The 12,720-nt window shown below is 42.1% G+C and carries 9 protein-coding genes; 3 read left to right on the top strand and 6 right to left on the bottom strand.

Going from position 1 to position 12,720, the window contains the following annotated elements; translation table 11 throughout:
* Positions 1-220: 220 nt before the first annotated feature.
* The 3 genes from AC1F2U_RS27630 to AC1F2U_RS27620 all read left to right on the top strand — a co-directional run bounded on the left by AC1F2U_RS27630 (position 221) and on the right by AC1F2U_RS27620 (position 2,532).
* Positions 221-364, top strand: coding sequence for a hypothetical protein (locus AC1F2U_RS27630; RefSeq protein ID WP_480264048.1), 144 nt, complete (start codon positions 221-223; stop codon positions 362-364).
* Between the two features lie 77 nt (positions 365-441).
* Positions 442-1,569, top strand: a complete 1,128-nt coding sequence (locus AC1F2U_RS27625) for an acyltransferase family protein (protein ID WP_480264047.1) — start codon at positions 442-444, stop codon at positions 1,567-1,569.
* A 264-nt stretch (positions 1,570-1,833) separates the two neighbouring features.
* A complete protein-coding gene (locus tag AC1F2U_RS27620) occupies positions 1,834-2,532 on the top strand; it encodes a CAP domain-containing protein (RefSeq protein ID WP_480264046.1) in 699 nt (232 codons plus the stop codon).
* Between the two features lie 140 nt (positions 2,533-2,672).
* On the opposite strand, the gene AC1F2U_RS27615 is transcribed toward AC1F2U_RS27620, so the two are convergent.
* The 6 genes from AC1F2U_RS27615 to AC1F2U_RS27590 all read right to left on the bottom strand — a co-directional run bounded on the left by AC1F2U_RS27615 (position 2,673) and on the right by AC1F2U_RS27590 (position 12,676).
* Complete coding sequence (locus AC1F2U_RS27615) at positions 2,673-4,055, bottom strand: carotenoid oxygenase family protein (RefSeq protein ID WP_480264045.1); 1,383 nt, start codon at positions 4,053-4,055, stop codon at positions 2,673-2,675.
* 130 nt (positions 4,056-4,185) lie between these two features.
* Positions 4,186-7,377 (bottom strand): efflux RND transporter permease subunit, encoded by a 3,192-nt coding sequence (locus tag AC1F2U_RS27610; protein ID WP_480264044.1) that lies wholly within the window; start codon positions 7,375-7,377, stop codon positions 4,186-4,188.
* A 129-nt stretch (positions 7,378-7,506) separates the two neighbouring features.
* Entirely contained in the window at positions 7,507-9,093 is a 1,587-nt protein-coding gene (locus AC1F2U_RS27605; RefSeq protein ID WP_480264043.1) for an efflux RND transporter periplasmic adaptor subunit, read from the bottom strand.
* Positions 9,094-9,718: 625 nt separating this feature from the next.
* Entirely contained in the window at positions 9,719-9,847 is a 129-nt protein-coding gene (locus AC1F2U_RS27600; protein ID WP_480264042.1) for a hypothetical protein, read from the bottom strand.
* A gap of 190 nt (positions 9,848-10,037) precedes the next feature.
* A complete protein-coding gene (locus AC1F2U_RS27595) occupies positions 10,038-11,327 on the bottom strand; it encodes a glycosyltransferase family 4 protein (RefSeq protein WP_480264041.1) in 1,290 nt (429 codons plus the stop codon).
* A 743-nt stretch (positions 11,328-12,070) separates the two neighbouring features.
* Positions 12,071-12,676, bottom strand: a complete 606-nt coding sequence (locus AC1F2U_RS27590) for a PEP-CTERM sorting domain-containing protein (protein ID WP_480264040.1) — start codon at positions 12,674-12,676, stop codon at positions 12,071-12,073.
* Positions 12,677-12,720 lie beyond the last annotated feature (44 nt).

Here is a 12,720-nt window from a genome sequence, read left to right as displayed (position 1 = left end):
TGACTCTGCATTCGCTTTCATTCCCAAATTAAATCGGTAATTAAACCTTTTATCTAATGAGACAAAACCGCGATATTTTTAGTTTTTATATAAGCAAGCACGCCTTGAGTAAAGTTAGCTGTTTTTTCATCACAGCTTTTGTTTATAGCAATTTATACTAAGCCTAGTGACAATACAACTGCATTTTTACTTAAATAACGATGGAGAGATTGATTGAAATTTGAGTATATCTAGCTTTATTAACAGTTCTGATACTACCAATGCTTTTTGGATAGCTAAAACTGTGGTCTGGGTGCGATCGCATACTTCTAGTTCATACAAGATAGTATGGGCAGGAACCTTGATGGAAAACTATATTTGGTAAGTAGACCTATAAATTTTGCTTGCTTACCCGCATCAAGCGGAGTACTTTAGATACTCATGTAACATAAAATTCCGCTTATGCGCCTGACTTCACTGGATGTTTTTCGCGGCATTACCATCGCTGGAATGATTCTCGTTAATATGGTGGGTGTCGCAGATGATGTATATCCTCCCTTAGCTCACGCCGATTGGCACGGCTGCACACCAACGGACTTGGTATTTCCCTTCTTTCTCTTCATTGTCGGTGTAGCAATGACTTTCTCGCTGTCAAAATACAGCGAAGGCAATAAACCAACCTCAGCTGTTTACTGGCGGATATTGCGCCGCGCCGCTATTCTCTTTGCCTTGGGATTACTACTAAATGGCTTTTGGAATCAAGGTATTTGGACTTTTGATTTGAGTAGTATCCGCATTATGGGAGTGTTGCAGCGCATCAGCCTTACCTATCTGCTGGCTTCCCTAGCTGTTCTCAACCTTCCGCGCAAAGGTCAATGGATACTAGCAGCAGTGCTACTCATTGGCTACTGGCTAACGATGATGTATGTAGCAGTACCGGAGCATGGTGCGGGAGTTTTGACGCGAGAAGGTAATTTCGGTGCTTATGTCGATCGCCTGATTATTCCCAAAGCACATTTATACAAAGGTGATGGTTTCAACTTTATGGGAGATCCAGAAGGCCTTTTCAGTACTATTCCCGCGATAGTAAGCGTCCTCGCTGGCTACTTCACAGGTCAATGGATACGCAGTCAACCTGTACAGTCACGTACAAGTATCGGTTTAGGATTATTTGGAGTCGGTTGCTTAATTATCGGTTGGGCATGGGGGTGGACATTCCCAATTAACAAAAAGCTGTGGACAAGTTCTTATGTAGTATTTACAACAGGCTGGGCGTTACTATTACTAGCAGCTTGTTATGAACTTATCGAAGTACGGCTGATGCGTCGCTGGAGTAAACCTTTTGAAATTATGGGCTTAAATGCGATCGCTCTTTTCGTTGCATCGGTTTTGTTAATTAAAATTTTAGTCAAAACCACTATTGGTACTGCCAAAGATGCTCCTAGTACCTACAATTGGATTTACCAGAATTTTTTCGCATCTTGGGCGGGTGTGCTGAATGGTTCCCTGTTATTTGCCTTAGTCACCGTGTTGTTGTGGTGGGCTGTTGGTTTTCTGATGTATCGGCAACGCTGGTTTCTGAAAGTGTAAAAAAGATTTTTGTTATTATTTACGTTTTAGTGTTTTCAATGTTACAACAGGTGTTAAGTGATAGATTGTAACACTTTAGGAACAAAAGCAATCGCAACTTTATCAATATTATTGGCGCGTTAATCTGCGCTTTCTTTAGCAAACTTACTTAAGCCCTGATATCGTTTCTAACGGCAGAAGGGTATACAGACTTATCTGTGCGTTGAAAATTCTTATTTCTTCTAATTCACTAAATTAATCCATAGAAAAATTGTGAGGTAATCGATGCATCGCATGAATTTTTGGGTATTTTTGCCAATTACCTTGGTATTGGGCTGCTCAAATCAACTGCTTCAATCTAACCCGTCTGTAGCCAACTCTAACCCAGCAGTACAAACTAGTCCAACTTTATTAGCAAAGGCGAGTTACCTTTCACCCTTGGAACAACAGGTAATTGTTGAAACAAATAAGGTAAGAACAAATCCTAAAGCATACCTCCCGATTCTGGAAAACTATAGAAAGCGCTTTCAGGGGAACCGAGTCAAAATTTCTAATAATACTTATCTACGAACTCAAGAAGGAGTTAAGGCAGTTGATGAAGCGATCGCATTTCTCAAATCAGCACGTCCTGTAGGAGCCTTGAGTGCATCTAAGGGTATGTCTTTAGGAGCAAAAGATCACGTAAAAGACCAAGGCCCAAAAGGTGCTATAGGTCATGATGGTAGCGATGGTAGCAACCCTTTTACTCGCATCAACCGCTATGGTAAATGGCAAACAACCGCAGGTGAAAATATCAGTTATGGGCCAAACAGCGCTCAAGATATCGTCATGCAGTTAATTATTGATGATGGTGTGAGCGATCGCGGCCATCGAAAAAACATTTTTAATGGTGCTTTTAAAGTCTCTGGTGTTGCTTATGGAACTCACAAATTATATAGAACAATCTGCGTGATTGACTACGCTGGCGGATATAGGGAAAAATAATTTGCGATCGGGAATAGAGAGGATTCTACCTGGAGATTAGAAATCGCGGTTACACAAACCATAGTCCACCTGCCAAAGAATTTGAAACCCGCCTAAGCGGGTTTTTTCTGTGTAGACACGGTTTCTAAATGCCCATTTAGTTATTCCTCGGCAAACCAAGCACCATGAAACCCATAAGGCACTCGTTGGGGAATTATCACCCGCGCTACAGGTTTAGCTGTTACATCTTGAGCATTCAGCACTACTAATTCTGAAGTATCTGAACCCTCATCATGGACGAAAGTCATCAGCCAACCATCATCCTCAGCCGTTGCACCAGGACGCGGCGCAAACACAGTTTCACCGCTATAGCGCCCCTGCCCAAATTCATGTGTTTGGGATTTTCCACTGCTGAAGTCGTATTTTATGATACCGTCAAATAAAGGTACGGGACTGTTTGCCGCTTTGTTAGTGTAGCCATATCGGTTTTGTCGCCCCAATCGGTTTTCGTTGACGCGGGGAAATTCCGAAGCTACATCATCCAACATCTCTTCACGCACTGTCCCCGTGCTGAGGTTAAATCGCCAGCGATGCAAACGGGGAATATTTGCGTTTGGATCGGGTTGCGAATCATCAGAACTCAAAACAGTTGTAGAACTCATGCGGCAGGCAATAAGTACTACTTCGTCTCCCTCTTCGTAAGCATTGAGGGTATGGAAGACGTAGCAAGCAGGACTTTCAAACCAGCGGATATTACTGTTGCCACCGTGACGTGGTACAATACCAAAGCGACTGGGGCGATCGCGCTCAAACATCATTACAGGTTCTCCCCGTTGCGATCGCTCTGGGTTAAAAGTCAGCGGCAAATCCATGAAAATGGTATAGTTTTCAGTGATGGCAAAATCGTGCATCATCACCCCTATTGGCAGTTCAATTGGCACTGTTCGCAACAGTTCGCCTTGTGCTGAGACCACGCTATATTGCAGATACGGTGGCGCAAACAGAGAATAGCCAAAGAAGATCATTTCCCCTGTAACGGGGTCTACCTTGGGATGGGCTGTGAAGGCAGAAACCAGCTTGCCATTGTAGGTGTACTCACCAATGGTTTCTAATTCAGGTAGCTTGATGGCGTGAGGTTTACCCCCTTCATTCAGCGCCAACATTTGACCAGCGTGCCACACTAAGGCAGTATTGGCAGTATTTTTGTAGCGACCGTGAGGGTTATCCATTTGTGGCGGTTCTAACAACCCAGTCCAGATAGCTTTACCTGCTTCTCGTTCTTTTTTCCATCCGAAAGTCTGGACGTAGCGGTTACGATAAGTGGCTATGCCGTTGCTAATTTGCACACCATGCAACATCCCATCCCCATCAAACCAATGATATTGACCGATAGGCGTCCATTGAGGGTTAGGGCCATTCCGCACAAACATCCCTGATAGGTCAAGAGGTAATTCACCGATAACTGACAATTGGTCGGTGGTGATTTCTTTATGGACTGGAGCAAAATTGCCATCGAGATAGGGATTGACTGCTATTGTTACCATTGTCTTGATTTCAGCGTACATTCGTACTATACATTCTGGTTTGTTATCATGCCCACATGGAAATTTTGAGAGCGTTGTAGAATTTTTGCAAGTCTCTAAATTGATTTGCTTCAATCGATAACGAAGATAATCAATCCTCAGCTTTTGGTGAATATACAACAGTACTACTATTTAATGACACTGCTTCTACTGGTACTTCTTGATGCCTATTTGGTTTGATAAATTGCTCTGTTATCGTTTTAATTACGATATACAAAATCGGGACGACAAACAAACTCAAGAAAGTAGCGATTAACATCCCTCCAAAAACTGCTGTTCCCAAAGATTGACGACTTCCCGCCCCTGCACCTGTGGCAACAGCTAACGGGAAAATCCCCAAGAGTGTAGAAAAAGCAGTCATCAAGATTGGGCGTAACCGCTCTTGTGAAGCTTCAATTACTGCTTTGGTCATTGAAAGCCCTTGCTCTCGCAATTGGTTAGCAAATTCCACAATCAAAATCGCGTTCTTACTAGCTAAACCGATCAACATTACTAGACCAATTTGACAGTAAACATCATTCGCAAAACCCCGCATTGATTGAGCTATAAGCGCTCCAAAAATAGCTAAGGGAACTGATAACAGAATGATAAAGGGATCAACGTAGTTCTCATATTGAGCGGCTAGTACCAAGAATACAAAGATTATTCCTAATCCAAAGATTAGCGGTGCTAAACCACCAGAATCTATTTCTTCTAATGCAGTTCCTGACCATTCGTAACCATAACCAGCAGGTAAAACTTCTTTAGCAACTTTTTCCATTGCTTTAATTGCGTCTCCTGAACTAGAGCCAGGAGCGGCGGAACCATTAATTTCAATTGAGCGGAACAGATTATAGTGATTTATCGTTTGCGCTCCCACAGTCTGAGTAACTGTGACTAAGTTACTCAAAGGAACCATTTGATTCTTTTGAGAACGAACGTATAGTTTGCCAATATCTTTGGGATTGGAACGAAACTGTTGATCTGCCTGGATATACACCCGATAATTACGCTGCTGGAGATTAAAATCATTTACATATTGCGATCCCAAAGCAGTTTGTAAAGTACTGAAGACATCATCTATGGAAACTTGCAATGATTTGGCTTTATTGCGGTTCACTTCCACAAGCAATTGTGGTGTATCTGCGGCAAAGGTGCTAAATACAGCTTGTAATCCTGGTGTTTGATTAGCTTTACCCAGCAACTGACCCATCGACTGGACTAGATTTTCTAAACCACTGTTACCTCTGCGGTCTTGCAGTTGAAAGACGAAGCCCCCAAAGTTACCTAAACCCTGAATTGGTGGCGGGTTAACAGGAAAAACCCTGGCTTCTGGAATTGACAATAACTTCCCTTGCAATTTACCAATAATCGCCTGTACTGATTGATCGGGTCTTGAACGCTCATCCCAAGGTTTTAAAGTTGTAAATATGATGCCACTATTGGCAGTGCTACCACTAAAACCAAATCCACCGATCGCAAAAGTCCCCAGTACTTCTGGAAGTGGCAGAATTTCTTTTTCTACCTGTGCAATCACATCGCTAGTATATTGCAGCGAAACCCCTTGCGGCCCTTGGATAATGGTGATGAAGTAGCCTTCGTCTTCATCGGGTAGAAAGGCTGTTGGTACTGTGGTGTACAACCAAGCAGTCATTCCCAAAGAAACGATAAACAACCCAATGACAATAGCTTTGATGTGTGTTAGAAAGGTCAGCGATCGCTTATAACCATTCTGTACCCAGTCAAGAAAGCGATTAATCTGGCCAAAAATCCAGCCCAGCCAGCCAGAAGGTTTTTGTCCTTGACGCAGCAGCAGCGCACACAATGAAGGTGTCAGGGTCAAAGCCAAAAAAGTTGAAATTGCAATGGAAAAAGCGATCGTCAGGGCAAATTGCCGATAAAGTGCGCCTGTGGTTCCCGGAAAAAACGCCACTGGCACAAACACCGCCATTAATACTAATGAAGTGGCAATAACCGCGCCAAACAGTTCCTTCATTGATTCACTAGCGGCTCGACGAGGATTTATGCCTTTATCCTGAATAAAACGGCTGATTTGCTCAACTACAACGATCGCATCGTCTACCACCATCCCCGATGCTAAAGTCAGACCAAATAAAGTCAAACTATTGATGGAAAAGTTAAAAACTTTGACAAAGGCAAATGTCCCAATTAAGGAAAGCGGAATGGTAAGTGCTGGAATTAAAGTAGTTCGCCAGTCCTGTAAGAACACAAAAATTACAATTACAACTAGCACTACCGCTTCAATCAGAGTCTTGATAACTTCTGACATCGACTCTTCTACAAAGGATGTCGTGTCAAAAGCTACCTGATATTTCAGCCCTGGGGGAAAACTCGGAGCTAATCGCGCTAGTTCGTCTTTGACTCCCTTAGCCACATCCAAGGCATTACTACCAGGAACTTGATAAATCCCTAAACCGACAGCATCGTTACCACGAAATCGCAGAAATGAACTGTAGTTTTCTGCACCCAGTTCCGCTCTACCGACATCTTTGAGCTTGACTAATGTGCCATCATCTCCAGTTTTCAGGACAATTTCTTCAAATTCTGATGGTTCTTCTAATCGGCTAGCAGCACGCACATCAAGTTGATATCTTTGCCCTTCAGGAGCCGGTTCTTGTCCAATTCTCCCTGCACCAACTTGCAAGTTTTGTTCAGATAAAGCATTCGCTACATCCTTGGTCGTTAGTCCCCGACTAGCAAGGCGACTCGGATCTAGCCACAGGCGCATTGCATAGCGACGTTCACCAAAAATTTGAGCGTTGCTCACGCCTTTGACTCTTTTTAGGGCATCTGCTAAGTAAAGGTCGGCATAATTGCTTAAGAATATATTGTCGTACTCTTTATTTTCAGCGAATAAACCAATCGCTAAGAGAATATTGCTAGATTCTTTCGATACTCGCACTCCCGTGCGTTGCACAGAGTCTGGTAGTTGTGGTTGGGCAACAGAAACCCGATTTTGCACATCCACAGCTGCAATATCTTTATCACGCGATGAATCGAAGGTGGCTGTAATGGTACTAGTACCATCGTTACTGCTGCTGGAAGTGAGATATCTTAGTCCCTCAACCCCGTTGATTTGCCTTTCTAAGATATTTGTCACTCCGCTTTCTACGACTTCTGCACTAGCTCCGCTATAGTTGGAAGTTACAGTGATTTGGGTGGGACTAATTTCTGGGAATCTAGCGATCGGTAGTGTGGGAATACTGATTAATCCGATTAAAAGTATGACGATCGCACATACCGACGCAAAAATTGGCCGCTTAATAAAGAAGTCAACAAACATAGTTTAAAAATTGGGCTTTGGGTATTTGGTATTTGGCATTGGGCATGGGGCATGGGGACATTGGGCATTGGTTATTTCCCCCCTGCTCCTCTGCTCCTCTGCCTCCGTGCCCTCATCTTCCCTCTTCAGCTAAGGCTTCTGGCTACCAACTTCTTGTGTTTCAGGAGTAATGGGAGCGCCATTGGTTAAGTTAAGAATGCCGGAAACAACAATTTTGTCCCCTGCTTTTAGTCCTTCGATAACTTGATAATTATTCCCCTCAATAACTCCTAATTTCACCGGTTTTTGTTGAGCTACCAAAGCTGGCGCTCCAGGTTTAGAATTTTCCTGCGGCGCCTGCGCCACAAATACAAAAGTCTCTCCACCCAACCGGGATATTGCTGTAACTGGAATTAAAATTCCTGGACGCTCGTTCCAGATCACTCTAGTTTGCACTGACTGAAGATTAAGCAGTCGATTTCTCGAATTGCCAAAGTTGGCTTTTACCAAAACTGTCTGCGAATCGGAACTAGCATTTGGGGAGATAAAACTGATCCTACCCGTTGCTATGGGTTTATCTTGGACATCCAGCACTTGCACAGGTAAGCCCAAGCGCAACTTTCTGGCTTCAGCTACGGGAACGGAAATATTCAGTTCTAAAGAGTCGTTTCTAGTTAGTGTAGTCAGTTGATCGGCTTTTTCCACATAATCTCCCACCTTTGCTGGAATATCACCAACAATGCCAGTGAAAGGTGCTAGAACTTTTGTGTATTGCAATTGGACTTGGGCAGCTTGGACTTGGGCTGCTGCTTGAGTTACTTGCGATCGCGCTTGGGCAATTTCTTCTGGACGCGAACCATTTTCTAGTTGTCTTAAGTTTTGTTTCTGTTGTTCCAAAGCACCAGCTAGCTCATTAACACTCGATCTTCTGCTTTGACGGAGTTGATCTAAGCGTTTCTGAGCTACGACCAGAGCAGCTTCAGCACTTTGCTGTTCTTTGACATATCCTTCTAAGGTATCTTGGGAAACTGCGCCCTCTTTTCTCAATTGTGCATATCGTTTAGCGCGTGACTGTGCTAGTTCCACATCAGATTTCGCTGACTGAATTTGAGCCTCAGCCTGAGCAATTTCTTCTGGTTGCGATCCCGATTGAGCATCTCTAAAGCGAGCTTGGGCTTGGGTTAACTGCGCTCTAGCTTGGGCAACTTCTTCTTGTCGCGTACCTGCTTTGAGTTCAGCAAGACGTGCTTGGGCTTGTTGCAGTGAGCCTCTAGCTTGTAACAATTGAGCTTGGACATTATCACTTTGCAGACTAATAATGACTTGTCCTTGTTGAACGCGGTTGCCCTCTTGGATGAAAATCTCGGTAATTCGCCCTTCAACCTGTGGCTTAATGATTACTGAACGTGGAGCCTCTAAAGAGCCAATAAACTCCGAACTTTCTTGAACGGTTTCAGTTTTCACTGTCGCTAGCTTGACTGGAACTGCTCTAGGTTGACTAGCATTTGCTTCAGCACCACCTTGTGCTTTGCTAGCATTACTAGTTTGCCACCAGCGCCAACCAAAACCTACACCTGCAATTAATAAGACGATTCCTAATAGTAGGGGCCAACGACGTTTTTGAGGTGGCTTAGGCGATCGCTGTGGCAATTGTTGCGACTCTTGACTAGAATCAGTAACAGCAGGCTGTTCTATTTCAATGGGTAAGGGAGAGTCAGGGAACTCAGAATGGGACATCTTCGTTTTCTCGTCTTGTGGATTTAGACTTGGGCAATCTACTCTTCGCTAAAAAAGCACTATTTGGAATAGTTTTTTAGCCCTTTTTTCTCTATGTTGGTGAAAAATATGTTTGGGTATTTGGGCGATCGCTCACGATGTCTAGCACCTAAAATGAAGCAATTTTGTTCAGCACATTATGGTTGATTTGTACATTACTTGACTCCGTTCAATTTCTTAAAGTGTAATTTATAATTTTTTGTTAGTCAGTATAAACACAGTGCTTTCTATCTAAGCTAAAGCACAGTTCATCTTGTTGCAGCTAAAGCTTCTGCCTGTAAAGCGATTGTTTCGGTAATTAGAGCAAGTTAGTAGTTGTTTTTTAGTTATGCAAATGACGAAACAAAGTTACCTCATTGACCGCAGCAACACGAGTAATTTCTCGCGTTGCCGCTGTGATTAAACCTGTAGTTGCAAATACCTTAGTTGCTGATTAGATCGAGGTGCATAAGTTTGTGCTGTACTTGATGGTAATGTTTTCTATGAGTGTTTGCAAGCGCTTGCTTGCATTATAACCACATAGCAAACGAGATTAGTATTATTTATAGATGAGTTTATCCCTCTTGAGTAGTACTGAATACTGATCTTAAGGAAGAAAAGAGTCTTGAGCAATGCCTTCTCTATGAGAGGCTCCGCCAACGCGTAGCTTTGCTTTTTTCCCCGTATGGGTACGGCAGGCTACGCCTACGGCGATTAATTCAGCTCTATTAATCATCAAGTTCTCCTCACCAAGAACGACGTGCAATCAATTAGTATTCTCTAGATTCCTATTTTTGACCAGTTTCAACTTCCTACAGTTAGTTCACCCGATCGGTTGATATTTAAATCACCCATTCGGGTGAGTTAATTTATTCCAATCGAGGTTTTGTTTGTGTAGCTAACGAGTGAGAAATCCTTAATCCCCTTCAACCATCCACAACTGATTTCTTAGAATCGAATTTTGGTAAGATACCCACAGTTGATTTTCGGTTGGTAACAATATGAGAAAAAAGCCACTCATACCGATCGAGCGCTTGCTCTAAGGAATAGTTTTCTTCGGCAAATTGTCTTCCTGTGTTACCTAGCTTCGTCACTAGAGCCGGATTAGCATATAAATCACGCACCGCAGCGGCCATTGCCTGGGGCGATTCTGGTTCAACAACTATCCCACCACCACTGAGTTCGATCGCTTTAGCAGCAGTACCAGTGGCGGGAACTGAACCTACAATTGGACGACCACTCGCCAACAACAGTGGTATTTTTGAAGGCATATTGAACGAAATCACATTGTGCTTTTGCACAATTAGCCCGACATCAGAAGCTGCTAGCATTTCAGGTAGTTTTTCTCGCGGCTGTAACGGTAGTAGCAAAACATTATCTGCTCCATTTGATAGACAATATTCCTGCAACCTTTGCAATGCTCTTGATTCGCCAACAATGACAAAGACAATATCTTTGATATGACGTAAACAAACGGCTGCTTTGATTACTGTCTCTAAACCTTGCGTTAGAGCAATGTTGCCTGAATAAAGTACTACGAATTTCCCATTTAGTTGATGGTTAGATATCCAAGAGTTGCTCTGTTTCGGTAACGGGCGAATAAAATTTACATTTACCCAATTAGGAATACAAACGATTTTATTAACAGGTACTCCCTTATTTACTAAATTATCACGAAACCCATCAGCGATCACACTAATAGTGTGTGCAGTCCGATATGCAAATTTCTCTAAAGCTGCAAGAGTTCGGATCATCCACTTGTTTTTTAATAGCCCGATACGCACAGCAGCTTCTGGTAAAATATCTTGCACATTTAGAACTACTGGGCAGTTGTATAACCAGCCTAATGTTGTTACTGGCAACGTACCTAGTAGCGGCGGAACTGTTAGGATAATCACATCTGGTCGCCCACCCTTAAAGGCTTGGGGTAAGCTCGTGAAAACAAAGCTCAACTCCAGTAACAGCCGATCCACGAGGTTAGGTTTAGACTTAATTCGCACGTAACTTCGCGCAATTGTTACGCCATTTTTTTGTTCCGTAAGATACCATTTATTTTGATACCCATCGTAAATTTCGCGCTGAGGATAGTTGGGCATTCCCGTAATCACTCGCACTTTATGACCTCGCTTTACTAGCCCTTCTGCCAATTCAGTCATTAACGGAGCAATTCCAATTGGCTCTGGATGATAGTTGTAGGAATAAATCAGAATATGCATGAACTATTTGTGAATTTTGCGAAAATAGCATGAGACGATCGAATTACTTATTAATAGCCAGTAGGGGCTGCTATTTTTATTGCTTACAGCGTTTTTTTGCATAAAGCATAAAGCTATAGGTTTAGAGGTAAGAAGCAGAGGTAGAAACTGTTTATATCTGGTTTGTATCTCTGTATTTCATTACCTCATTTATTTACAAATGCTGTATTTTGACTGGTTAAATTGTTTAATTAGAAAAAATGTGTTAAACATTGTTTATAAATTTTTTTGTGGTTTTCAAAAGATAATTTTTGTCCGGCATAAAAAACTTAAAAATCAAAATATTACTTTGTATAAACTGGTGAAATTATTGATAAATATAAACTTTATTTTCTGCTGATTATGACAAAAGTTGGTCTCTTTATTTCCGAACTAATGCTTAAATTTACACTTGGAAAATTGTAACATTATATTCACTATTATGCATATAACCCTCATTCCGCCTTTTCAACTGGCACATGAAGTATTTTTAACCAAGTCATCAGTATTGTATTCATTGAGGAGAATCCCACTTTTTGAGTAATTCAAAGGCGTTGACTAAAACAGTGTTGAGTGCTGAGTAATAAATGCTGAGGTAAAAATAAAATTAATTTCACTCATATTTTTAATGAGGTTATATGATAACCCTACTAGTTCAGTTAACTAGTAGGGCTAGAATAGAGATTCAGTAAATTTGGCAAGCTCTGACTAGAAAGCCCTAATTTCTAGTAAAAAGCTTGCTTTTTCTTTAAAGTTGAAGCTATACCCAAACCAGCAAATGCTAGCAAACCCAAGATAGAAGCAGGCTCTGGGACTTTGGACACTTGAATAGAGCCAGAATTTTGATCTAGTGTTATTGACGTATTCTGTTGATCGACATCCTGACGTAATTGCAAAGAGTCGCCAACCGTTCCCTGAAAGAAATATTCTCCAATTACACCCGTTCCTCCGGCGACATCAAAGGGGCCAAATAATGTCTGAGTGGAAGTATTAAAATTGAAAGCGAAGAAGTTAGATTCTGATACTCCACCACTAACGGTGTTATAAGTTCCCAGAAGATTTTTAGATGGGTCTAAGAAGGAGACATTCAAGGATTGTAAAAAGTTGGTGGCTCCACTACCAAGTTCTGAAATGATTGTTGGTGCTGTAGTTTCGTCGTAGCTGAATGAACCTGTTGCTGAGTAACCAGCATTACCTTGCCAATTAAAGTTTAATTCAATAGCTTGGGCTGGGTTGTTAGCACTAGTAGCGATCGCAACACTGGTTACTGCGATCGCGGTAATTTGGGCGAAAATATTTTTCATGGTCATAACTCCAAAATTGATTGTCATAATGCATATATCAATGCATCAATCAAGACTAAGCTTACGATAGA

The organism is Nostoc sp. LEGE 12454 (assembly GCF_056620565.1).
This window is presented reverse-complemented; position numbering and strand designations above follow the sequence as displayed.